This window comes from Pseudodesulfovibrio alkaliphilus, assembly GCF_009729555.1.
Classification (GTDB): Bacteria; Desulfobacterota; Desulfovibrionia; order Desulfovibrionales; family Desulfovibrionaceae; genus Pseudodesulfovibrio; species Pseudodesulfovibrio alkaliphilus.
Genome location: NZ_WODC01000003.1, coordinates 153656 through 178259, shown reverse-complemented (window position 1 = coordinate 178259; position 24604 = coordinate 153656). Strand labels below are relative to the sequence as shown.

General features: G+C 64.8%; 18 protein-coding genes, 1 tRNA gene and 1 other RNA gene. 15 read left to right on the top strand and 5 right to left on the bottom strand.

Features of this window, described 5'->3' with window-relative positions; all coding sequences use genetic code 11:
* The first annotated feature begins 103 nt into the window (after positions 1-103).
* From GKC30_RS06300 to GKC30_RS06290, 3 genes are all read left to right on the top strand, one after another.
* Positions 104-1588, top strand: a complete 1485-nt coding sequence (locus GKC30_RS06300; RefSeq protein ID WP_231117067.1) for a HoxN/HupN/NixA family nickel/cobalt transporter — start codon at positions 104-106, stop codon at positions 1586-1588.
* 297 nt (positions 1589-1885) lie between these two features.
* A complete protein-coding gene (locus GKC30_RS06295; protein ID WP_155933178.1) occupies positions 1886-2716 on the top strand; it encodes a phage capsid protein in 831 nt (276 codons plus the stop codon).
* 73 nt (positions 2717-2789) lie between these two features.
* Entirely contained in the window at positions 2790-3041 is a 252-nt protein-coding gene (locus tag GKC30_RS06290) for a hypothetical protein (protein ID WP_155933176.1), read from the top strand.
* Positions 3042-3282: 241 nt separating this feature from the next.
* Here the strand turns inward: GKC30_RS06290 and GKC30_RS06285 are convergent, their stop codons facing one another.
* A complete protein-coding gene (locus GKC30_RS06285; protein WP_155933174.1) occupies positions 3283-4119 on the bottom strand; it encodes an MBL fold metallo-hydrolase in 837 nt (278 codons plus the stop codon).
* A gap of 64 nt (positions 4120-4183) precedes the next feature.
* Here GKC30_RS06285 and GKC30_RS06280 point away from each other — a divergent pair, with 64 nt between their 5' ends.
* Positions 4184-4711 (top strand): thermonuclease family protein, encoded by a 528-nt coding sequence (locus GKC30_RS06280; RefSeq protein ID WP_155933171.1) that lies wholly within the window; start codon positions 4184-4186, stop codon positions 4709-4711.
* A gap of 173 nt (positions 4712-4884) precedes the next feature.
* Positions 4885-7296: a methyl-accepting chemotaxis protein gene (locus tag GKC30_RS06275; protein ID WP_367614007.1), complete on the top strand. Its 2412-nt coding sequence runs from the start codon at positions 4885-4887 to the stop codon at positions 7294-7296.
* 84 nt (positions 7297-7380) lie between these two features.
* Here the strand turns inward: GKC30_RS06275 and GKC30_RS06270 are convergent, their stop codons facing one another.
* Entirely contained in the window at positions 7381-7965 is a 585-nt protein-coding gene (locus GKC30_RS06270) for a phage connector family protein (RefSeq protein ID WP_155933169.1), read from the bottom strand.
* A gap of 312 nt (positions 7966-8277) precedes the next feature.
* Between GKC30_RS06270 and GKC30_RS06265 the strand changes: the two genes are divergently transcribed.
* From GKC30_RS06265 to GKC30_RS06220, 10 genes are all read left to right on the top strand, one after another.
* Positions 8278-9567 (top strand): HD-GYP domain-containing protein, encoded by a 1290-nt coding sequence (locus GKC30_RS06265; protein ID WP_155933167.1) that lies wholly within the window; start codon positions 8278-8280, stop codon positions 9565-9567.
* A gap of 412 nt (positions 9568-9979) precedes the next feature.
* Positions 9980-12037, top strand: coding sequence for a methyl-accepting chemotaxis protein (locus tag GKC30_RS06260; RefSeq protein WP_155933165.1), 2058 nt, complete (start codon positions 9980-9982; stop codon positions 12035-12037).
* A 140-nt stretch (positions 12038-12177) separates the two neighbouring features.
* A tRNA-Ile gene (locus tag GKC30_RS06255) sits at positions 12178-12253 on the top strand.
* Between the two features lie 176 nt (positions 12254-12429).
* Positions 12430-13437 carry a Nif3-like dinuclear metal center hexameric protein gene (locus GKC30_RS06250; RefSeq protein ID WP_155933163.1) on the top strand — a complete coding sequence of 336 codons (1008 nt, stop codon included), beginning with the start codon at positions 12430-12432 and terminating at the stop codon, positions 13435-13437.
* Positions 13438-13490: 53 nt separating this feature from the next.
* Entirely contained in the window at positions 13491-14228 is a 738-nt protein-coding gene (locus GKC30_RS06245) for a zinc ribbon domain-containing protein (RefSeq protein ID WP_155933161.1), read from the top strand.
* Positions 14229-14243: 15 nt separating this feature from the next.
* Positions 14244-14604: RNase P RNA component class A (gene rnpB, locus GKC30_RS06240), an RNA gene on the top strand.
* A gap of 57 nt (positions 14605-14661) precedes the next feature.
* Entirely contained in the window at positions 14662-15882 is a 1221-nt protein-coding gene (ispD, locus tag GKC30_RS06235; RefSeq protein ID WP_155933159.1) for a 2-C-methyl-D-erythritol 4-phosphate cytidylyltransferase, read from the top strand.
* Positions 15883-15897: 15 nt separating this feature from the next.
* A complete protein-coding gene (locus tag GKC30_RS06230; RefSeq protein WP_155933157.1) occupies positions 15898-16770 on the top strand; it encodes an aq_1923 C-terminal domain in 873 nt (290 codons plus the stop codon).
* 43 nt (positions 16771-16813) lie between these two features.
* Entirely contained in the window at positions 16814-18274 is a 1461-nt protein-coding gene (cysS, locus tag GKC30_RS06225; protein ID WP_155933155.1) for a cysteine--tRNA ligase, read from the top strand.
* A 161-nt stretch (positions 18275-18435) separates the two neighbouring features.
* Positions 18436-18894 (top strand): hypothetical protein, encoded by a 459-nt coding sequence (locus GKC30_RS06220; protein ID WP_155933153.1) that lies wholly within the window; start codon positions 18436-18438, stop codon positions 18892-18894.
* 112 nt (positions 18895-19006) lie between these two features.
* Here the strand turns inward: GKC30_RS06220 and GKC30_RS06215 are convergent, their stop codons facing one another.
* From GKC30_RS06215 to GKC30_RS06205, 3 genes are all read right to left on the bottom strand, one after another.
* Complete coding sequence (locus tag GKC30_RS06215; RefSeq protein ID WP_155933151.1) at positions 19007-20017, bottom strand: DUF362 domain-containing protein; 1011 nt, start codon at positions 20015-20017, stop codon at positions 19007-19009.
* A gap of 57 nt (positions 20018-20074) precedes the next feature.
* Entirely contained in the window at positions 20075-22513 is a 2439-nt protein-coding gene (gene topA / locus GKC30_RS06210; RefSeq protein ID WP_155933149.1) for a type I DNA topoisomerase, read from the bottom strand.
* 162 nt (positions 22514-22675) lie between these two features.
* The gene (locus GKC30_RS06205) at positions 22676-24319 is read right to left on the bottom strand and encodes a glycosyltransferase family A protein (RefSeq protein ID WP_155933147.1); all 1644 of its coding nucleotides are present in this window, start codon (positions 24317-24319) and stop codon (positions 22676-22678) included.
* Between the last annotated feature and the right edge of the window lie 285 nt (positions 24320-24604).

Below are 24604 nucleotides of genomic sequence, written 5' to 3'. Positions count from 1 at the left end.
CGCACGGTACCCGCAATTGCGCATCGTGACAATATTGTCTGCCGTTTTTCCGGTCGTCTCCGCCCTTGCCATCGGCAGGGGAGTAAACTAGTAACCAACAGTCATGTGGTCCACCGTATTTCCGATGCGCCCTCTCCGGGCTCTGGCGGCCCGGCAGCCGAGCGCGGCCGCGGTGCTTCTCGTCCTCTCCCTTTTCCTGGGGTTCCCGGCCGACCGCGCAGCGGCGCACCCCCACGTCTATGTGGATGTTTCCCTCGTCTTTGCCGTGGACGAAACCGGCCTCACCGAGCTGCGCCAACGCTGGCTGTTCGACGAGATGTTCACCCAGGCCATCATGGCCGATCTCGGTCTCGACGGATACGGGCTGGCCACCCCGGCCGGACAGCGGGTCATCCGCGAGGGTGCCTTCAACTATCTCGCCAACTACGGCTACTTCACCCTGATCGAGTCCGCCGGCCGCCGCATCCGCCCCGCTGTCACCGCCTTCCGGGCTGATCTCGACAGCGGACGCCTGATCTACGAGTTCACCATGCCCCTGGCCCTGGGGTTTGACGAGGTCAGAAATTTCCGGGCCGCGGTCTTTGACCCCGAATACTACACCGACATCCTGCTGCTGCGTGACGACATATCCTTCGAGATCGGGGGCACGGCGCAGGTCAGCCATGCCATTCACCCGGCACGGGACCACACCTACTGGCATTTCATCGTGCCCGAGGCCGTCCATCTCGTCCTCTCCGGCACCCCGGACAGCCCCCTGGAGCCCATCCTCGTTCCGCAAGCGGCCGGTCCGACCGGCCCGGTGGAGCGGCTCATGGCCCATGTCCGCGCCATCCAGAAGGAACTCAACATCCGCCTCAACGGCTTTGCCACGGAGATCAAGGACAATCCCCTGGGCCCGGCCCTGTGGACCTTCCTGGCCCTTTCCTTTGTCTACGGCGTGGTCCACGCCGTGGGGCCGGGGCACGGCAAGACCGTGGTTTGCTCCTATTTTCTGAGCAATCCCGGTTCCTTTCTCTCGGGAGCGATCATGGGCAACGCCATCACCTTTGTGCACACGGCCTCGGCCGCCGTGGCCGTGGGCGCGGCCTATCTGCTCTTTTCCTCGGGCATGGGCGGTTTCCAGGCGGCCAGCCGCGCCCTGCAACCGGCCAGCTACGCCCTGCTCGCCCTCATGGGCCTCTTTCTCACCGCCAAGACCCTGTTCGATCTCTCCCGTGGCGGGCTCGTGGCCGAAACGTCCTGTCATATCGACCATCAGGCCCTGGGCGACACCGGCAACATCCGGCGCGTGCTCATGGTCTCCTTTGTCACCGGCCTTATCCCCTGTCCGGGGGCCGCAGTCATCCTCGCCTTTTCCATCGGCCTGAACCTCTTCTGGGCCGGGCTCGCCGCCGTGGTGGTCATGGCAGCGGGCATGGGCCTGACCACCACCCTCTTTGCCTGGGCCGCCGTGGCCGCCCGCGGGTTGACCCTGCGCATGTCCGGCAGGAACGTCAGGCTCTTCAACATTGTCTACGCCACCCTTGCCATCTGCGGAGCCGCCAGCATCGCCGTCCTCGGCACCGCCATGTTCGTCAGCAGCATTTGATTCACGGCTTTCCGGGGCGGCCTTTGCGCCATCCCCGGGAATCTTCTCCTCCCCCTCCCCCTTCCCCTGTCAATGGGGAATGTTGCGCCTGTTTTGCCCTGCGGCGCCCCTGCGGCGCCCGGTTTCGATCCGGGCGGAAAACCGGGTCTAGAGTCTTGGCACCGGCCCGGAGTTCCGGTTCCGGCCCGCTGTTGCGCCGCGAGCGTTTCGCGCCGCAAGGGCGGACACCCGGCATCGGGACCATGTCCGGGCACCCGGCCATCGTCAAACAGAGCAACACGAGGAGTAACAACGACAATGTCCATGACCATTACCAAAGCCTTTGTGACCGAGTACGCCGAGATGGTGCACCAGTCCTACCAGCAGCGCGGCTCCAAGATGCGCAACACGGTACGGTTGCAGTCCGGCGTGACCGGCTCCACCTGCGTGTTTCAGCGCGTGGGGCGCGGCGCGGCGGGCAGAAAGACGCGCCACGGCAACGTGCCGCTGATGAACCTCGACCACGCCGCGGTGCCGTGCGCCCTCTCGGACTGGTACGCGGCCGAGTACGTCGACAAGCTCGACGAGTTGAAGCACAAGCACGACGAAAAAAAGGTCGCTGCCGAGGCCGGGGCCTGGGCCCTGGGCCGCAAGGTGGACGAGCTGATCATCGGTCGGCTGGGCGGCGCGGCCAACGTCATCGAGGAGGGCGGCACCGGGCTGACCAAGGACAAGATCCTGCGCGCCTTCGGCACCCTTAACGCGGCCGACGTGGCTGACGACGGGCATCGCTTCGCCGTGGTCGGGCCGCACCAGTGGAACGAGCTGCTGAACATCCGGGAGTTCAAGTCCAGCGACTACGCCGGGGAGCAGTATCCCTGGCTGACCGGCACCGAGTCGCGCACCTGGCTGGGCATCACCTGGATGTTCCACACCGGACTGCCGCTGGCCGAGGGGGCCCGCAGCTGCTTCATCTACCACCGCAATGCCCTGGGGCTGGCCGAGGGCCAGGAGATCAAGGCGTTCGTGGACTGGGTGCCCGAGAAGGCCGCCCACTTGGTGGACCACATGCTCAGTGCCGGGGCCTGCCTCATCGACCCGGACGGCATCATCGAGATCCGCTGCGACGACGACGCGGTTATCCTCTAGCCGCGCCCGGCCACGGGCCACGCGAAACACCAAACCGGGGGATGCGCTCCCCCGCCCAACCAAGGAGACAATCATGGCAGGATACCAGAGCGAGGACATGCGGCTCATGGGCGGCGTGCCCGGCCAGCAGCTCTTCGTCTACCGCAGCCAGGACGACGCGGCCGACATCAAGACCCAGGGGTACTTCGATCAGGCGGCCGAGGACTACAACCTGGACACGGGCGACATCATCGTCGCCTGCACCGGCCCCACCCGGGCCGACGCCGTCACCCTGCTGGTGGCGACCAACACCGCGGGCACGGTCACGGTGGCCGCTTCCGCCTAACCTTCAACCTCCTCCAGGCATGAACACCGGGGGGCTTCCGCGAGGGAGCCCCCCATACTTTCGAGAAAGGCCCGATCGCGTCGTTGCTTCAAAAAAAGTCAAATCCTCGCGTGTTGTGTTACGCGTCGACCTTGCCCTTTTTTCGCGCCTGGCACTCGCACCTTTCTCGACAGTCTGGGAATGACCATTCTATAATCCTGACTGCGTTTTCAAGGGATTCTCTCTTGGGAGCATGGAGCATTCACCCCGTCAGCACCAAACCCGAACCCACCTCGCGGACGGGGCAGCGGGCGGCAAGGGCGATCTTGGCCGCCAGATCGGTGCAGTGGCAGGGGTAGAGGGCGTCGAGGTGCAGGGCGGCCAGGTAGTCGGCCGTGGCGGTCAGCCGGGCGGCCGGGGCGTCCAGCAGGTGGAAGCCGCCGATGATGTTGCGCACCCGGTCCATGCCGGTGACGCGACGGGCATGTTCCACGGTGTTGCACACGCCCGCGTGGGCGCAGCCGGTGATGACCGTGAGGCCGTCGGCGGCCACATGGACCAGGGCCGTGTCGTCCGGGATCGTATCCGGGATATCTCTGTCCGCGTCCGGGCGGAGGCCCAGGGGCGCAGGGTGCTCGAAGTCGTTGTTGCGGGGAATTTCGCCCAGCCAGATCAGGGATTCCGAGAGCCGGACCGGCTCGCGGGACAGGACCAGCTCGAACTGGCGCGAGAGCTTGTCCCGGACCAGCAGGCTGCCGATCTCGGGCAGCGGTGCCGCGCTGCGGGAGTCAAAGGCGCGGGGATGGGCCAGCAGCCGGGGCCGCTCTTTCCCGCGCAGGAGATGTTCGCTCTCCACCCGGTGGCGGATGAGGGCGTCGAGGCCCCATGTGTGGTCCAGGTGGCCGTGGGAGAGGGCCACCCAGTCAAGGGCCAGCAGATCGATTCCGGCCCGGCGGGCGTTGGTCAGAAACACGTCGGAGTAGCCCGCGTCAAAGAGCAGGCGCAATCCCGCGTCCTCGATGTGCAGGGACAGGCCGGGTTCGGCCAGATAGTAGCTGTCGGTGAGGGTGGCGTTGTCAACCAGCACGGTCAGTTTCATGGGCTGTCTGTCTCTCCTGTCTTTCGCGCTTTGCCATTGGTCACCTTTCCTATATGACGGCGGCATGTTGGTGCGCAACCCCAGAGTGTCAGGCCATGTCGGCCGCATCTCCACGCAGACGGCCCTGGCGATCCTGGTCCTGGCGCTTCTTTGCTCCTGCGCCAGGGCCGAGGCGGTTCGGCTCGTCCGGGTCATCGACGGCGATTCGCTGCTGGTGGAGCTGGCCGGGCGCAGGGAGGAGGTCCGGCTCATCGGCATCGATGCGCCCGAGGGACGGCAGGAGTTCGGTGCCCGGTCTCGCGGCCATGTCGCGGAGCTGTGCCGCGGTCAAACGCTGCGCCTGGAATTCGACACGCAGCGGCGCGACCGCTACGGCCGCCTCCTGGCCTACCTCTTTGCCGGAGAGCTGATGGTCAACGAGGAGCTGGTCCGGTCCGGGCTGGCCCTGGCCCTGCCCGTGCGGCCCAACACGGCCCATGCGGGGCGGCTGGCCAGGGCCGAGGCCGAGGCGCGGGAGGCGGGCCGTGGATTCTGGGTCCAGGGCGGGCTCAAGCTGACCCCGGCCCAGTGGCGCAAGCGGCATGGTCGATGAGAGACCCTCGGCGGCTTCTCCGCGTCGTTTCGGTTCTCCAATGAAAAGAGTTCCGTTCCGTTGACATAAAATACGAATCAGTGGTATTAATTTTTACAATTCCCATCAATAGATGGGAGCTTCGCGCCTGTGGTGGGCGCGAGCGGAGACAACCGCAACATCAAGGGGGGCATGTGTCTTTAGGGAACCTGCCATTTCAAGCCAAGCTGCAGATCGGGGTTCTTTCCGCCGTGGCCACGGCCATCATAGCCATGTCGGCCGTCACCTATTTCCAGGTCAACGATTCTCTGGAGGTGCTGGGGCTGACCTCCATGAAGGCGTCCTGCGAAAGCACCGTCAACATGATGAAAATGCAGGAGGACCTGCTCGGGGAAAAGGTCCGGGGCGACCTCCTGTTCATGGAGGAGGCCATCGAGGCGGCAGGAGCGCCGCGCCTGGATCAGGATTCGCCCGTATCCATGACCATCATCAACCAGTTCACCCGCGAGAGCGAGCAGGTGACCATCCCTGCCATGCGCTTCGGCTACCGGAGCGTCAACAACAACTTTGACGTGGTGGACGCGGTCCAGCGCCGGGTGGGCGGCACGGCCACCATCTTCCAGGTGCTGCCGGGCAAGCTCTTGCGCATCTCCACCAATGTCCTGACCCTGGACGGCAAGCGGGCGGTGGGCACCTTCATCCCCGACTCCAGCCCGGTCTACAAGACCATTATGACCGGCAAGACCTACTTCGGCATCGCCTATGTGGTCAACGCATGGTACCAGACCGCCTACAAGCCCTTCACCGACCCGGCGGGAAGGATCATCGGCGTCATCTACGTGGGCCGGGAAATCCTCTCTCCGGCCTTTCGCGACGCAGCGGGCGCGGCCAGTGTGGGCGGCGAGGGCTACGGCTTCATCTTCAATCAGTCCGGCCAGTTGATCATGCACCCCACCCTTGAGGGCAAGTCCCTGACCGACTATCCCTTCTGGGACAAGTTCAAGGCGGCCACGGACGGCATTGTCGAGTACGAGTTCGGCGGCGAAGTCAAGCAGGTCTATATAAGGCGCTTCGATCCCTGGGGCTGGAGCTACGGATTCTCCCTGACCCGGGCCGAGATGATGCACGGGGTGGATACGAGAATCCTTTACTGGAATATCGGCGTGGCCGCGGCGGCCATCCTGGGTCTGGCCGTGATCATGACCCTGATCATCCGGTTGGTCACGCGGCCGCTCCACGCCCTTTCGGCCTTCACCGAGGAGATAGCCCGGGGCAATTACAACGCGGCCATCGAATACCCGGCCAGGGACGCCATTGGCGACACCATCCAGGCCGTGCGCGACATGACCGCCGAGCTCAAGAACAAGCTCGGCTTCTCCGAGGGGCTGCTCAAGGGGCTGACCGTGCCCTGCGTGGTCATGGACCTCGATGAAAAGATCACCTTCATCAATCAGCAGGAGCTTGACCTCTTCGAGAAGCCGGGCAAGCCCGAGGAATACATCGGCCAGCCCTTTGGCAAGTTCGTGTATGGCGACGCCTCCAAGAAGACCAGCCTGCACCAGTGCATGCGCGACGACTGTAACCTCCTGGGCCAGGAAACCTCGGGCACCACCCCCTCGGGCCGCCGCTACGACATCGTGGTGGACAGCGCCCCGCTGAAGGACTTTGACGGCCGCATCATCGGCGGCTTCACCCTGATCAAGGACATGACCGCCATCAAGGAAGGCGAGCGCCAGACCCAGGCGCAGCACGAACGGCTCCTGGCCGTGGCCCACGAGGCGGACGCCATTGCGGCCCAGGTCTCGTCCGCGGCCGAACAGCTGTCGGCCCAGGTGGAGCAGTCCACTCGGGGTACCGAGGTGCAGCGGGAGCGCGTGGCCGAGACGGCCACGGCCATGGAACAGATGAACGCCACCGTGTTCGAGGTGGCCAAGAACGCCTCCAGCGCGGCCGAGAACGCGGACCACGCCAAGGAGAAGTCCCAGGAGGGGGCGCAGCTGGTGGGCGAGGTCGTGGCCGCCATCAACCAGATCGAGCGGCGGTCCGAGGAGCTCAAGCAAAGCATGACCCAGCTCGGCGGACAGGCCGACGGCATCGGGGCCATCATGCAGGTCATCGAGGATATTGCGGACCAGACCAATCTGCTGGCCCTCAACGCGGCCATTGAGGCGGCGCGGGCTGGCGAGGCGGGGCGGGGATTCGCCGTGGTGGCCGACGAGGTGCGCAAGCTGGCCGAGAAGACCATGGACGCGACCAAGCAGGTGGGCAAGGCCGTGGAGGATATTCAGGCCGGTGCCCGGCGCAACATCGCCGCCACAGAGGAGGCGGTCACGGCAGTGGTCGAGAGCACCAATCTTGCCCGGTGCACCGGACAGGCCATGGAAGAGATTCAGTCCCTGGTGGAGCAGTCGTCGGATCAGGTGCGCAACATCGCCACCGCAGCCGAGGAGCAGTCGGCAACCAGCGAGGAGGTCAACCGGGCCACGGACGAGATCAACGTCATTTCCTCGGAGACTTCCAGGGCCATGCACGAATCGCGGGAGGCCATCGATTCGCTGGCAGCCCTGGCCGCCCAGCTCAACGAACTCATCAAACGCATGCAGTGAGCGACCGCCGAACCGGCGAGTCGCAGGGGCCGTCCAGGAGGGCGGCCCCTGCCGTTTCGCAAAGGCGTGTTTGGCCCACGGGCCTTAGCCCCGGCCGATTTTTGCCCCCAGCCAGCCCACAGGGGTCACGGATTCGGGCACGCCTTCACGGGCGTTCACCCCGCGTGCTTCGGTCAGCTTGTCCTGATACACCTTCCAGCACGACTGGGCCAGGGAGGTGGAGCCCGTGAGCGGGTAAGCCAGGGTGGCCGCCAGCCGTGCTGCCAGGGCTTCGGCCAGCAGGGCGTCGTATCTTCGCGGGTCGGTCTCGCGGCGCACATGGGTGATGAACAGCGGTGCCCCTTCGTTGCACAGCACACTGCCGCCATGTATCTCCCAGTCGCGCACCAGGGCTCCGCCCGGACCCACCATGCGGACGATGCGCAGGAAATCCGCGGGCAGCGTGTAGCGAAACTCCCATCTCCACAGGGGCGATTCCGCGGCCGCGGCCAGTTCGGCCTGGGCTGTGGCGCAATTCCAGGGGTGGGCGCGCAGCACCGCGTCGCGCACTCCGGGCCAGCGGTGATTGCACAGGGCGGCTGCCTTGCTCTCGTCGCCCAGGGACATGATCGCGTCTTCGCCCAGATCGAGCAGGGCATTGTTGCAGATTTCAATGACGCTGTTGGCCATGACTCCTCCTTGAGACGCCCGGACAGTGGGCGCCTTGATGACGGTGATCCGCCGGGGGATTCCGACGGATGGATCCACGCTAGCACGGGGTTTGCCCCTTGCGCGTCAGCGGGTGCCGACAGGGCGGGACAGGGCGAAAAAGGCGGCTATAACGCCATTGACAGGGAGGGCGGTTCCCATTAGCCCTGACGTTTGCCGAGCAGAGGGGCTCCGGGGGTTGCGGTTTATTGACAGACGCGATCCGCGGGTCTGGGTACACTCAAGCCGGAGCCGGGCGAAACCGTCCGGGCATCAAAGGCTTTTTTTAGGACAATGAACAACATCCATCTTCTTGATCTCATCCAGGGGGCGTCTGGTGCCCTGGACTATGTCAACTCCACGGTTACGGGCCACCATCGCCGGGTGGGGGCCGGAGCCGCCGCCATCGGGGGCGCCATGGGTCTTGAGGGGCGCGACGCCGCCGATCTGGTGACGGCCGCGCTGCTCCACGACATCGGCGCATTTTCCCTGGATCTGCGCCTGGACGGGCTCGATTTCGAGGCCGACCACGGCGACCACGCCCGAGCCGGATTCCGGCTGCTCTCGGTCCACCCCATGCTTTCCCGCGTGGCACCCCTGGTCCTGCATCACCACACCCCCTGGCACAGGCTGCCGCCCCTGTCCGACCCCGGTCCCGGCCAAGCCGACACCCCCGCCGCAGCGCTCCTGGCCAACATCATCAACCTCGCCGACCGGGTGGATGTTCTCGATCAGGTGGGAACCCGCCGGGTCGTCCGGGAGCGCATCCGGCAGATCATCAGCCACAACGCCGGTACCGTGTTCGCCCGCGAGGCTGCCGAGGCGTTTCTCGACCTGTCGGCCGGGAGCGAGTTCTGGGACAAGCTCTCCGGCGATTGGACCCATGTGCGTGAGGCCGTGGACCTTCCCATGGCGGATGACCTCATCTCCCATGACCAGTTGCTGCCCTTTTCCCGCTTCTTCGCCCTGATTATCGACTTTCGCAGCCGCCATACCGCCACCCATTCCCTGGGCGTGGCCGAGACTTCTGCCCGGCTGGCCGCCCTGGCGGGCATGCCGCCTGAGAGCCAGGACCGGCTTCGGCTGGCGGGCAACCTGCACGATATCGGCAAGCTGGCCGTGCCGGTGACGCTCCTCGACAAGCCCGGCCCCCTGACCCAGGAGGAGTTCGAGGCCGTTCGCCTTCACGCGGCCGCTTCCGAATCCATCCTGCGTTCGGTGCCCGGGCTTGACGACATCGCCGACTGGGCCAGCCAGCACCATGAACGCCCCGACGGATCGGGGTATCCCCATGGTCTCAAGCGCGATGCGCTTTCCCTTGGCAGCCGCATCGTGGGGGTGTGCGACGTGTTCACAGCCATCACCGAGGACCGGCCCTATCGGCCTGGAATGACCCCGGACCAGTCGGCCCGCGTCCTTCGGGACATGGTCGGGCAAGGCTCCCTTGACGCCGATCTGGTGGCCCTGCTCCTCGACAATCACGCCGAAGTGGCCGAAGCGCGGCGCGAGGCCCAGGCCAGGGCCCATGTCGAGTTTGAGCGCTACCGTTCGTTGCGGGTTGACGGGGCAGCCCATGCCGCCTAGCGCAAGCCCTGGGAATAGCGTCCGCCAAGGGAGCCCGGCCTTGGCAAAGCCCGATCAGACAGGCTCGCACGTCTGGGTTTGTAAAGTATAGTATCGTCTTTTCTTAAAGCACCGAATCGATCCGGACTTTGTCATCAGGCCGGTTTGACAGGTTGTTTTCCGGCGTCGGCCCCCTGCCTCCCCCTTTTTCCCCTTTTTCCCCTTGGTCCGCGGTCCTTGGTGTTGCGGGCTTCTTTGGCCTGTCTCTCCTGGTGCGGCTTGCGGTTTTTTGATAATCCATATTCAGTGGCTGAAAATAATAGACTGAAGGCTGTATTTTGAGGAGAAAATTTGCCTGGACTGATACAAGGAGTCGAAAGGAGTCGATATGTCAGGGGCGCGTTGCGCCCACGCAAGACCTGGAGGGGAAACGATGCGTTGGAAGGACTGCAAGCTGTGCGTCAAGTTCGGTGTCGGGTTCGGCGCCATTCTGCTACTGGCCGTCGCCCTTGGCGTTTGGGCGGCCTTGGGCATCAACAGCATAGTGCATGACGCCGAGGAGGTCATAGGCGGCAACGAGCTGCGCGGCAATTTCACCGAAAAGGTGGTGGACCACCTCAAATGGGCCGAGGAGGTCAACGAACTGCTGACCAACACGTCGGTTCACACCCTTAATGTCCAGACCGACCCGCGCCAGTGCGCCTTTGGCCAATGGTATTACAGCGATGCGCGGGTCCGGGCGGAGCGGATGGTGCCCGCCATCAAGCCGCTCCTGGCCGAGATCGAGGCGCACCACAACGCGCTCCATGCGTCGGCCATCGACATCGGGCGCAAATACGCTCCTGCCGACGTGGCCCTGGGCTCCTACCTGCGCGAAAAGAAGCTCGACCATCTCGTCTGGATGAGCGTCATCCGCGATACGCTGCTCAACCCCAACGCCCGAACCGCCAATGTCCAGACCGACCCCCATGCCTGCAACCTGGGCGTGTGGCTCTACGCGCCGGACACCGAGCGGCTGATGCGCGAGGATCGGGAGTTCGGCGACAGGACGCGGAGCATCCTTGCCCCGCACGCTGCCCTGCACGAGTCGGCCATTGAGATCAACACCCTGCTCGCCGCTGGCGAACGCAACGCGGCCCTGCGCTACTTCCGCGACACCACAGCCCCCCTGGCCGAGGAGACCCTGGCCGCCATCGACGGCCTCCTTGGCCTGCTCGACAGCCGCCAGCAAGGGTACGAGGAAGCCAAAGATGTCTATGCCACAGTGACCCTGCCCGAGCTCAACCAGGTGCAGCGGCTGCTTAGCGAAAGCGTGGAAATCATCGCCCGGGACATCATGACCGACGAGGTCATGCTCATGCACGCCGATGAAACCCGCGTAGGCGTCGTGGGCTTCAACGTGGTCGCCGTGGCCCTGGGCGTGCTCCTGGCCTGGGTCATCGCCAGGGGCATCATCGGTCCGCTGCGCAAGGGCATGGAATTTGCCGAGACAGTGTCCACCGGGGATCTGCGGGCCACGGTGGACATCAGCCAGAACGACGAGGTGGGCCAGCTGGCCGGTTCGCTGACCGACATGGCCGGTCAACTCAACCGCGTGGTGGGCGAGGTCAACTCCGTGGCCGAAGGCGTGTCCGCTGGCAGCGAGGAACTGTCGGCCGCGGCCCAGTCCCTGTCCCAGTCCGTCACCGAGCAGGCCGCCTCCATCGAGCAGATCTCCGCCTCCATGGAGGAGATGAGCGCAGGCGTGCGCTCCAATACCGAGAACGCCCGCCAGACCGAGGCCATCGCCAGCAAGGCGGCCCAAGGGGCCACCGAGAGCGGAAAGGCCGTTGTCGAGGCCGTGGATGCCCTCAAGAGCATCGCCGAGCGGATCACCATCATTCAGGAGATCGCCCGCCAGACCAACCTGCTGGCGCTCAACGCCGCCATTGAGGCTGCCCGTGCCGGGGAGCACGGCAAGGGCTTCGCCGTGGTCGCGGCAGAAGTGCGCCAGCTGGCCGAACGCAGCGGGCACGCGGCCGAGGAGATAGGGGAACTCTCCGGCACCTCCATGCAGGTGGCGGACAAGGCCGGACGGATGCTCGACGAACTGGTGCCCCAAATAGGCAAGACGGCAGAACTCATACAGGAAATCACCGCCAGTTGCGTGGAGCAGGACAAGGGCGTCAGCGAGATCAGCACCGCCATCACCCAGTTGGACAAGGTCATCCAGGGCAATGCCTCGGCCTCAGAGGAAATGGCCTCCACCTCCGAGGAGCTCTCGGCCCAGGCCCAGGCCCTGGCCCACTCCATGACCTTTTTCAAGGTCGATCAGTCTGCCTACAAGCGGCAGCAGACCAGGGTCGTCACCAGCCGCACCCGCCGCCCTGCCTTGCCCCAAAGCCAACAGGCCAAACCCAGTTCCGCCCACAGGGCAGACAGGGGCGGCAAGCCCGCCCTGGCCTCCGGCGTGGACCTGGAGATGGGGCACGACGAATACGAACGCTTCTGAAGAGGTGGGGTGGAGGATTCCGGGCAGGGGCGGGCCTTTTGCCGTCGCGGAATCCTCCGTCCCGCCCTGGTCCAGGCAGTTGCGGTTTCCGGCTTGACTCCCGTTGCTTTCCCGGCTATGTTCCTCTGCTCGGAGACTGCGGGCCAGTAGCTCAGTTGGCAGAGCCACCGGCTCATAACCGGTCGGTCCCAGGTTCGAATCCTGGCTGGCCCACCATTTTTTCCCTCCGGCCCGAGAGGTTAGCGCGATCTTTACCACCCCGCCCGCGAAACACGCATATATCCTGAAATCTCCCGCATGGCTTTCGGGCCGGGAAACAGAAGAGGAAATGGATGCTCCCGAGGGGGATACCCTACGGGAGCATCTTGTTTCCGCTTTCGAGGCGTAAAGATATGAAAATAAAGGATGTTCTTGGAGAAATCCGCGCCTTGGCCCCGGAGGACGGGCAGAGCGCCTGGGACAATAGCGGGGTCCAGGTGGCGGGCACCCTGGTTGAGACCGACAAGGTGGCCGTGTGTCTCGAGCCCGCGCCGGACATGGTCGGGGCCTGTCTGGACTGGGGCGCCGGGGCCGTGGTCACACACCATCCCCTGTACATGAAGCCCGTGTCTCTGGGCGCACCGGGGCGGGTGCTTGATGTGGCCCGCCGGGTCATGGTTGAGGGAGCGTGGCTTTATGCGGCCCACACCTCTCTTGATGTCCGGCCGGGCGGCCCGGCCTTCTGGCTTGGGAGCGAGCTTGGATTGCGCGACGCGCTCCCCCTCGAGAAGGTCCACGCCCGCTGCCCGGTGGAGGCGTCCTTTTATCTTGACGAGCCCATCTCCCGGGCCACGGCAGACATCTGGTCCAGGCGCGAGTCCATCCACTCGGTCTCCCAGAGCGGTACCGGCGAGGTGCGCGTGGTCTGCGACGAGGCGGACTGGCCATCCGTGGCCGAGGCCATTGTCTTTGCCGTGGGCAGCAGGCCGGTCTTCTATCTGCGCAAGCTCTGCGCCCCTTGCGACGCGGTGGGGTTCGGCGAGGTGGGCGATCTGCCCGAGCCCATGGATTTCGAGGCGTTTTCTGCCCGGCTGGACGGGCTGCTCCCGGCCCATGCCCGGGGCTACTGGACGGTTTCTGGCCCGCGGCCCGGCCATGTGGCCCGTGTGGCCTATTGCGGCGGCTCCGGTGCCGGTCTGGCGGCCGAGGCGGCCAGGGCGGGAGCCGATCTGTTCATCACTGGCGACATGAAGTACCACGCCGCAGTCGAGGCTGGCGTGTGCGTTCTGGATGTGGGGCATTTTTCTTTGGAAGAGGAGATGATGCGCCGGTTCGCTCTGGAGCTTTCCGGTCGCCTCTCCGGCGTGGAGGTCCGTTTCTTCCCAGGGAGCGACCCCTTCCTGGTGCGGATCAGGGCATGACAAATTTACCGTTTATGCGCGTGATTTTCAAATAGATAGCGAGGTTACAACAGATGTACGAGAAACAGATCGAGCAGTTGATCATTTTGCAGCAGGTGGATGACGAAATCCTTGTCCTTGAAGACGAGATCGCTAAGGCGCCGCTAGAGCTTTCCGACCTTGAGGCCCAGATGGCCGAGTTTGACGAACGGCGTGCCCAGATCGACGAGCGCATCGACCTGCTCAAGAGCCAGAAGAAAAAGCTGGCCGCCGAGATCGAGGACGACGCAAGCCGTATCAGGAAGAGCAAGAACAAGCTCATGCTGGTGGGCAACACCAAGGAATATCACGCCATGATGCGCGAGATGGACAGTCTTGAAAAGCTCAACCGAATGCGCGAGGAGGAGCAGACCGCCGTGGAGGAGGAGTTTGTCCGCCAAAACGAGGCCACCGAGGCCCTGACCGGGGAGATGAGCGGGGTCAAGGAGCAGTATGACGCCCTCAAGACCACCCTGGACGAGCGCCTGGAAGAGGCCAACAAGCGCCTCGAGGGGCTTGTGCGCAAGCGCAAGAAGGCCTGCAAGGTGGTGCCCCCGCCGATTCTCGGCCGCTACGAGTTCATCCGCGAGCGCATGGAGAATCCGGTCATCGTGCCGGTGGCCGATGCCGTGTGCCATGGCTGCCATATCATGATCCCGCCGCAGATCTTCAACGAGCTGCAAAAGGGCCAGCAGATATTAAGCTGCCCCAACTGCCAGCGGCTCATCTACTGGCACCGGGGGGACATGGTCTTCGGCGAGGCGCAGGAATAGATTGATTTCGGGTTTGGAGCCGGACAGGCTGTCGCTGCGATCATTGATCGGAGAGGAAAGTCCGGGCTCCACAGGGCAGGACGCTGGGTAACGCCCAGGGGGAGCGATCCCCGTCAAGTGCAACAGAAAGCAGACCGCCTCCGGGGAAACCCGGCGGCAAGGGTGAAACGGTGGGGTAAGAGCCCACCGGCTGTCGTGGCGACACGGCAGGCCAGGTGAACTCCGTTCGGAGCAAGACCAAATAGGGTAGCGTACGAGGCCGGCCCGGCCCAGGCTACCGGGTAGGTTGCTTGAGGCGGCTGGTAACAGCCGTCCTAGAGGAATGACAGCCGCCCCCTCGGGGGCACAGAACCCGGCTTATCGGCCGACTCCAAACCTGATACCACCATGGCGGGAGGGGCGACCCTCCCGCCTTTGACAACACAAGGCACGCATGAACCGACCGCTGGAAAACATATGGGGCATCATCCTGGCCGCCGGATCGGGCTCGCGCCTGGCCGGTGCCGCAGGGGGCGTGGCCAAGCAGTATATCGAGCATCGGGGTGCGCCGCTCTTCTGGCTCTCGGCGCGTACCTTCTCCCGCGTGGCCGGGGTGCGCGGGGTGGTCTTCGTCTTTCCCGATGCGGACATGGCGGCCATGGACAAACGCGTGAACCAGCTTTTCCGCAGCGAAAACCTGGGCCTGGACTGGGCCGTGTGCGCCGGAGGGGCGCGGCGGCAGGACTCTGTGGCGCTGGGGCTGGCCGCCCTGCCGTCAGGCTGCGACGGGGTGCTGGTCCATGACGCTGCCCGGCCCTTTGTTTCGGCCAGTACCATCGCCCTGCTCATCGATGCCCTGCGCCGGGGCGAGCGGGCCGCGATCCCGGCCATCGCGGTGGCGGACACGGTCAAGCGCGTGGTCCCGGACCGTAGCGGCGGCGAAAGCGTGGCCCAGACCCTCGACAGGGCCGCCTTGCGGGCGGTCCAGACTCCCCAGGCATTCGAGACCAAGCTGCTGCGCGAGGCCCACGCCCAGGCCGGGGCCCAGGGCTGGGAGGCCACTGACGACGCGTCCATGGCGGAGCGGATGACCCCGCCCGTTACCGTGGCCGTCATTCCGGGTGATCCGGGCAACGTCAAGATCACCACGCCCGAGGACCTGAAACGGCTCGAAGAGGCCCGGACCACCGTTCCCTGCGTGGGCTGGGGATACGATGTCCATCGATTCGGCGCAGCGGACGACAGGCCGCTGGTGCTGGGCGGGGTGCCCGTGCCCGGAGGCCCGACGGTGGTGGCCCACTCGGATGGAGACGTGCTGCTCCACGCCCTGGCCGACGCCGTGCTCGGAACCTTTGGCGGCGGAGATATAGGCACACACTTCCCGGACACGGATGCGCGTTTCGCCGGGGCGGACAGCGGGGTGCTCCTGCGGGAGACCCTGGCCATGGCCGAGGCCGCCGGAGTGCGGCCGGTTCAGGCGGACCTGACCATCATCACCCAGATACCGAAAATCGCGCCCCATGCCGGGGCCATTGCCGTCAATGCGGCCCGGCTGCTCGGGCTGCCCGCCGACCGGGTCAACGTCAAGGCCACCACAGAGGAGGGCCTCGGGTTTACCGGCAGCAAGCAGGGCATCAAGGCCGTGGCCGTGGTGACAGCCCTGCGGGAGGTTTAGGCGGCCGTGTCCGGTTTGCGCAAATTTTTCCTTTCCTTTGTGGTTTTTGCGGCCATCTGCGCGGCCGGGCTGTACTGGTTCGTCAACCACGAGGTGGAGCGGGCCTTCAATCAGGCCGTGAGCGATGTGCCTGGCCTCATTGTTTCCTATGACGATATCGCGGTCCGTTTCTCCGACCAGAGCGTTATCCTTGAAGGCGTGGAGGCGGCCCTGCCCGGTGGGCAGCGCGTGTCGGCCGAGGAAATCCGCTTCGGCGCCTTTGACCAGAAAAATCCGGTGCCCCATTTTGCCAAGGTCTGGGTGCGGGGTCTGCTGGTGCACGTCACCCCGGCCAATTTCGGTTCCTGGGCCGCACCCCTGCTCTCCATGGGGGTACGCGAGATCCGCGGCGACCTGGCCGTGGACTATGCCTACGACCTCACGGCCCAGGCGCTGACCGTACGCGCCTTCTCGCTGTCAGCACCCCAACTGGGGGAGGTCTCGCTGACCGGCACCGTGGACCGCCTTGACCTGGACCGGCCGCGTGTGGAAAAACTCGTGGGGCTGCGACTGGTCGCCGCCAACCTGATCTATGAGGACCGCGCCCTGGTGGGCATGGCCTTGGGCAGTTCGGCCAGACTGCTGGGAATCTCCCCGGCAGAGGCCCGCGAACGCTTGCTGGCCGAGATCGGATCCATGATCCGCTATGGCGCCCGCGAGGGCAACGCCGTGGCCGAAGACGCCCTGATGGGGCTGGCCGAGTTCGTGGCCGAGCCCGGCCGGGTGGTTGTCTCGGCACGGCCGGACGAGCCCGTGCCCTTGCTTTATTTCTTCATGGGCCGCGATCTGTTTGACAACCTGCGGTTGCTCAATGTCTCCGTGACCACGGACTACGAGCGCGACATTTAATCAATAGCCATTGAAATCGAATGATTGCGAATGGAGTATTTGAATGAGACTCTATAATACCCTGGCCAGAAAGAAGCAGGAGTTCATCCCCGCCAACGGCAACGCCGTGAACATGTATGTCTGCGGCATCACGGCCTATGATCTCTGTCACATCGGTCACGCCCGCTCCAGCGTGGTCTTTGACGTGCTCTTCCGTTACCTGCGCCACAAGGGCTACGATGTCACCTTTATCCGTAATTTCACTGACATAGACGACAAGATCATCAAGCGGGCCAACGAGACAGGGGCCGAGGCCGGGGAAGTGGCCGAGCGGTTCATCGGCGAGTTTTATGTGGACATGGACCGCCTGGGCGTGCAGCGGGCCAGCGTGGAGCCCCGCTGCACCGAGCACATCCCGGAGATGATCGCCATGACCGAGCAGCTTATCAGCCAGGGCAACGCTTATGCCACGCCCTCGGGCGATGTGTATTTTCGGGTCCGCTCCTTTGCCGCATACGGCAGGCTCTCGGGCCGGAACATTGATGAGCTGGAGTCCGGGGCGCGTATCGACCCGAGCGAGGAAAAGCAGGACCCGTTGGACTTTGCCCTGTGGAAGGCCGCCAAGCCCGGCGAGCCATCCTGGGATTCGCCCTGGGGACCGGGACGCCCAGGCTGGCATTTGGAATGTTCGGCCATGAGCGAGAAATACGCCCCTCTGCCGCTGGACATCCACGGCGGCGGCCAGGACCTTTCATTCCCCCATCACGAGAACGAGATTGCCCAGTCCGAGGCTGCCACGGGCAAGCCCTTTGCCAACTACTGGGTCCACAACGGGTTTGTTCAGATCAACTCTGAAAAGATGTCGAAATCTTTGGGCAACTTTTTCACCATTCGCGACATCCTTGAGAAGTTTCTGCCCGAGTCCCTGCGTTATTTTCTGCTGACCATGCACTATCGCAGCCCGCTTGACTTCTCCTTCGACGCGCTGGAGGAGGCCGAGAAGGGGCTGCGCCGCGTCTACGCAGCCTTGGCCCAGGCGGACGCGGAGCTGGCCAAGACCAGTTGGAAAAAATCTCCCTTTCCGGCCGAACTGGACGAGGAACTGGCCGCCATTGAAGGCCATTGGGACGAGGCCATGGAGGACGACATGAACACCGCCGGGGCCTTGGGTCATATCTTTTCGGCCGTCCGTCTGATCGGCCGGGTGGCCGAGGACAAGAATTGGCGAAAATCCGAGGGGGGACGGGAGTTTTTCCTCCGCGCCAAAGCGGCCATGGTCAGGTGGAGCGCGGTGCTCGGGGTGTTCGGCCATGATCCGGCCGAGTTCCTGGCCCAGCTGCGCGACAGCCGCGCCGCCAGGGCGGGCATTGATCCGGCCCGGGTTCAGACCCTGCTCGACGCCCGCCAGCAGGCGCGCAAGGACAAGGATTTCGCCCGCTCCGACGCCATCCGCGACGAGCTGGCCGCCATGCGGGTGGAGGTCAAGGACACCCCCCAGGGCGCCACCTGGGATGTGGCGGGTTAGGCCCTGCGGCCGGGCCGTGCCGTCATTCCGGCCGGGCCCGCGGCGCGGGTCTCGCTGTCCGGGCGGCAGAAAGACAGCTGGCGTTTGCCTTGTTGGTTCGGCCGGGCGTTGACCCGGGCGTGACCGAGACATGAACAGCCGCATCTTGTGAGGAGTATCCGATGGAAGACAATCCTGGACGCTATGCCCTGACCCTGGTTTGCGCACTCATCGCCATTCCGTTGTCGCTGCTGCTGGACAAGAAGCTGCACCAGAAACATCCCGAGGCCAAGCCGTACAAGTGGGGGTACTACACCGGATTGATGGGCATGCTGACCTACGGGCTGCTGGCCCTGACGCTTGTGGTCACTTCGGCGGTCAAAGATCAGAAGACCCTCACGGCCCTGGTGTTTTTCACCCTGTCCATCATTCCGTACTACTACATCATCATGCGCAGGAAATGGGCATGGGTGGTGGGTGTCATCCTGCTCTTCAATCCCATCCTGTGGATCGTCAACGCCGTGTATGCCAGAAACCGCTGGAAGGAGATGCCGGTTCCGACGGACGATCCCGACGAACCTGCCACGGAAGGTACGCCGGAAGCCGGGAACGAGCCGCCCCGGCGCCAGGACGAGCCGTAAGCCGTCCGCCCACCCCACCACGGGAACCTGCAAAGCCCGGCCCGCCGAGAGTGGCGGGCCGGGCTTTGGTGTGTCTGAGGGACGGCTGCGTCGCATCCGGTAGATTCAGCCTCTACCCAGCCAGTATCTCCTGCACCCGCCGGGCGAAACCGTCTGCGCCGGGGCCGATGGGGACCAGCTCTATGTTTTCGGGCGAGGAGGCGCCGATGCCCAGTTCGGCGGCGCGGCGGATCTGCTCCTGGGCGAAGACAGGGCCGGTCATGACTGCATCGGTGGTGGGGTACATGCGCAGGATGGCCACGCCCACGGCGTCCACGGCCACGGGGTCGGTGCCTGCCACGATGACGCCGGGCGAGACCTCCCGGCCAGCGTGGGGGCCGCCGGTAACAAAGGCTTTCATGGCGTCCATGACGATCAGGTCGTTGCGGAAGGCGAGGCTGATCTCCGCGATGAGGGAGCGCTGGAGCGGCGAGCGGTGCAGCTCGCTCATGTAGTTGTAGCCGTCGGCCGGGTCGTGCTTGGCCACTGCGCCCACGGCATTCTTGAGAGCCATGGTGAAGTGGCCGCCGTACTGGTGGGTCTTCAGGCAGCAGGTCTGGACAACGGCATCGGCCCCGGCAAAGGGCCGGGCCAGCAGGAAGCCCCGCTTCCACTGGCTGCGGGCCGGGCGGCAGGTGACGTAGCCGTCTGCGTCCAGCTCGTCCATGACGACCACCTCCACCCCCAGCTCCTCAGTCAGGGAGCGCACGCCCAGCGAACGGAGCACCTGGGCCGTGTCGCCCATGCCGCTGCGTTCGGCCAGGGTCATGGACGCTGGCCCGGCCTCGGCCAGGGTCTCGACCAGGGTGCGCAGCGTGTCGGGATGTGTGGAGGCCGGAAAGGGGTCAGCGCTGTTGTAGTTGGCCTTCAGCGCGATGCGGGCGCCCCGGAAGCGTGCCGGATCGAAGCGGGCCATGGCCGTGCGAATGCCCTGGACGCGGTCGTCTGTCCTGACGATGACGACCATGGATTTGGCTTGGGCGCGTGCGGCCAGGCCGGAACCGCCGAGAATCCCTGCCGCGCCCAGCAGGGTGCGCAGGCACTGGCGGCGGCCCATCAGTCGGGTAAACAAGGTGTCGGCCATGATGGTCCTCCTTCAAAGCACCATACGGCCAACCTCGCCCGGAGTAAAGACGACGGATCAGCCCTCGTCGCCGGAGTCTTCCCCGTTGTCGTCGATGCCCCTGGTGAAGCCGCATCCCTTCCGCGGGCAGGCCAGATGCTCGCCCTTGTCGCGGGTGGTCTTGCGGGTCAGGATGGGATGGCCGCACTTGGGGCAGGGTTCTTTCACGGGCCAGTTCCAGACCGCGTAGTCGCACTTGGGATAGGCCGAGCAGGAATAGAAGACCTTGCCCCGGCGCGAGGATTTCTCCACCAGTTCGCCAGTGCACCCTTCCTCGGGGCAGGGCACGCCGGTTGAGAAGGGCTCGGCATAGGTGCAGTCGGGGTAGTTGGAGCAAGCGATGAAGCGCGAGCCTGTGCGCGCCTTCTTGAGCAGCAGCTCGCCGCCGCAGTCCGGGCAGACGCCGACCACTTTGGGCTTGTCTGCCTCGACCACGGTGATCTTCCCCTCGGCGTCCCGCTCGAAATTGACGATGTTCTTGCAGTCCGGGTACCCGGTGCAGCCCAGAAATTCGCCCCGACGGCTTTGCTTGATGGCCATGGGGCGGCCGCACTTGTCGCATTCCACCCCGGTTTCCTCAGGGGTTTCGCGCTCCACGACCTTGATGCCCCCGTTCTCGTCGCGGGTGAAGTTCTTGATGGTGCGGCAGGCAGGAAACCCTGTGCAGCCGAGAAATTCGCCTGTCCGCCCGAATTTGATGGCCATGGGCTTGCCGCAGTTCTCGCAGACGATGTCCGTTTCCTGCTGGGAGCGGGCCATGCCGGAGCGGGCCTTGTCCAGGGTGGGGTAGAAGTCGTCGCCGAACTCCTTGAGCAGCTTGACCCAGTCCTGCTTGCCCGCGGCCACGTCGTCGAGCAGGTCCTCCATGCGGGCAGTGAAGCCGACATCCATCAGGGCCTCGAAATGTTCGGAGAGCTGATCAGAGACGATGAAGCCGAGCTCGGTGGGCACGAAGCGCTTTTCCTCCTGGCGGGCGTACTCGCGATCAAGCAGGGTGGAGATGATGGCCGCGTAGGTGGAGGGTCTGCCGATGCCCAGCTCCTCCAGGGTCTTGACCAGCGAGGCCTCCGAGTAGCGAGGCGGTGGCTGGGTGAACTTCTGCTCCTTCTTCAGTTCGTTCAGGCGCAGGGTTTCGCCCTCGGTCAGCTTGGGCAGTTCGGTTTCGGCCTCGGCCGTTCCCTTGTCCATGGCCGCGAGGAAACCGGGGAAAAGCATGCGCTCGCCCTTGGCCCGCCACTGGGTCCTGGGGGCCTTGACCAGCACGGTGGTGTCCCAGAAGTTGGCGGCCGCCATCTGCGAGGCCACGAAACGCTGCCAGATGAGGCGGTAGAGGCGGTACTGCTCCGACGGCAACAGGGTCTTGACCTCGTCGGGGGTGATGGTCACATCCACGGGCCGGATGGCCTCGTGGGCGTCCTGAGCCCCGCCCTTGGTCTTGAAATTCCGGGTCTTGGGCGGATAGTAGTCAGCCCCGAAACGGTCGATGATCAGTTCCCTGGCCGATTCCTGCGCCTCCTTGGCGATGCGTACCGAGTCGGTACGCATGTAGGTGATCAGGGCGGTGGTGCCGCGCCTGCCCAGCTCCACGCCCTCGTAGAGGCGCTGGGCCACGGACATGGTCCGCTTGGCCGAGAAGCCGAGCCGCCGGTTGGCATCCTGTTGCAGGGTGGAGGTGATGAAGGGGGGCAGGGGGTCGCGCTTGCGCTGCTTCTCCTGCACCGATTCCACGGCGAACGCGCCGCCTTCCAGGGTCTTTTGGAGCGCTTCGGCCTCGTCGGCTGAGGCGATGTGGTTGACGCCGGGCTTGACCGTCTTGTCTGAGAGCTTGTGCAGCTCAAGCCAGAAGGGGGGCGGGTTTTCTCCCTCGAGCAGCACCTTGAAGGGCCAGTATTCGTCGGCCGTGAAGGCCCGGCGTTCCTTCTCGCGTTCCACCAGGAGCTTGAGCGCCACGGACTGGACCCGTCCGGCCGAAATGCCGCGCTTGACGTTTTTCCAGAGGATGGGGGAAATCTTGTAGCCCACCAGCCGGTCCAGGATGCGCCGGGCCTGCTGGGAGTCGAAAAGGTTTTCGTTGAGCTCCTGGGCGTTTTCCAGGGCTTCCCTGACGGCGCGGGCCGTGATCTCGTTGAACTGGATGCGCCGGATGTTGTCGTTGACCGGCTTGAGCAGCTCGGCCACGTGCCAGGCGATGGCCTCCCCCTCGCGGTCCGGGTCAGGGGCGAGATAGACGGTGCCTGCCTTTTTGGCCGCGGCCTTGAGGCGTTTGACCACGTCCTCCTTGCCCTGGATGACCTCGTAGCGGGGGGTGAACCCGTTCTCCTCGTCCACGCCCAGGTCGCGGGTGGGCAGGTCGCGCACATGGCCCACCGAGGCGTCCACCATGTAGTCCTTGCCCAGGAACTTGCTGATGGTCTTCACCTTGGCCGGGGACTCGACGATAATCAGATCTTTTGGCATGGAAACCCTTGGTCGTCCTTTTGGGGGGTGGGGCAGTCTGCGCTGTCCCGTGTCATTGGTTCGAGGGGGTGCTATGCCCGCTGACCGGGCGGTTCGTCAAGCTTCTGTATATTGATAATGGGTCGGAGGGTGCTGCTTCCTGGCACGAAACGAGCGCCAGCCCTAGAATTCCGGCAGAGGGACGCCCAGATCAAGGCTCAGGTTGTCCAGAGCCTTGAGCCGGTCCAGGTGGTCGGCGTGTTTGAAGTAGAACTTGATGTCGTTGCCCATGATGGCCCCGAGATCCGGTTTGGCCAGGGTGGCCTTGGTCTCGTTTTTCCCGCTGGATTGGTGGTGGACGCAGGCCACCGTGCCGCAGTACATGATCCGGTATCCGTTGAGGCACAGGGCTATGTCGTGGTCGATGTCGTCCACCTGCGACGGACTGAAGCGGATGTCGAAGCCCGCCGGGATGCCGGCCAGGGCACTGGTGCGCAAGAGGTGCAGACAGCCCATGACGCTCCTGGTCTCCCGGATCACGTCGTAGAGACGGGTGTCGTACATGTTTTCCGGGGCGGGCAGGCTCATCCTGAGCAGCCCGTGGTCGGCGATGGCCACGTAGCGGAAGAGATACTGGTACATGGCCGGTTCGCCAGGGTGAAGCACCTTGCAGCCCACGGCGCCGATTTCGGGGTCGGTTTCGGCCACGGTGAGAAAGGCGGCCAGCCAGTCCTCCTGCACCGTGACATCGTCGTCGAGAAAGGCGATATAGTCCGAGGTTCGCACTTCGGGCAGGTTGGTCAGCCAGTTGCGCGCTGCCGGGGCGCCGATGTTCACATGCAGATCGTGGACCGTGAGCTGGTTATGGGGGAACAGGGCGCGGGCCTTCTCCACCACCTCGCGGCTGTGGTCGGTGCAGCCGTTGAGCAGCACGTCGATGCGGGCCGGGCCGATGGCGGAGCGGCTCAGACTCTCAAGGGTCTGGCCCAGCATGTCCGCCTTGTTCCAGGAGTACAGGCAGATGTTGACCCGGCGGCGCGACAGCAGCGAGGCGTCGGCCGCAAACGGCGATTGCAGCTGGGCCAGCCGCAGGCGTACCGGGGTCTGTCGCGGGTCCTGGCGCAGCGAGTTTTCGTAGAGCCGGATGGCTGTTTCCGTCTCGCCCGCGGCCACGAACATGGCCGCGGCCAGATTGAGGCCCGTCTCCCGCAGGGACGCGTGGCTGAGGGTCGGCCACAGGGCCATGGCCCTGTCGAAGTCGCACAGGGTCGCATGGTGGTTGAAGAGGGCCATGTCCCAGTCGCGGCGCAGGGGCTCGGGGCAGACGAAGTTTTCGAGCCACGGCTCAGCCGACACGCCAAGAAGGCGGCCCACGTAAAGGGCATATTGGGCTGCCGGGACATGGTCCGGGCAGACGCGTGTCAGCCCGGCCAGGAACTCGCCGACCTCCTCGGCATCGTGCTTGAGATCCAGGCCGGTGATGAGGTCGTAGGTCTCCTTTTCGCGCATGTGCCGGGCCACAAGGTCCATGCGTTGCCTGACCTGGGGATTGCCGGTGAGCCGGACCGCGGCCTCCAGCAGCCCAAGTCGGAAGGGCCGATGCTGCAATGCCTTGTCCAGCAGGTAGAGCAGGGCCTTTTGCGCGGTCTCGTTTCCGGCCGCATCAGGATCGTTGGCCAGCCGCTCGATGAAGCAGAAGCACACGGACTCGTCCAGGAGAAAGCTGTGGAGGTGGTTGCGGACGTAGAGGAGCACCTCGTCAAGAGACAGTTCCCTGAGCTGGGCGGACATTCCGTACTGGAAGGTTTGCAGATAGCGTTCGTTCATGGCGGGCCTTTGGCGTGTCTGGTGAGAGTGGCAATTGATAATGCCATGAGCTATGACACAGCCGACGTGTGCATGACAAGGGCCGGTTTGATTCCCCGGCCGGTCATTGCGGAGTCAACTATAGAGAAAGTTTAGAGTTTTTGCGGCGAAAAACATGGGCGACCAAATTGGTTTTCTGCGGAAAATCGGATGGTTAGCCTGTTGGTTCTCGTGGTATGGACAGAGGGCTGGGGGTGAGCGTACCCTTTTTTCATTAATTCATTAAGCTAAAGGAAAAACGGGCCG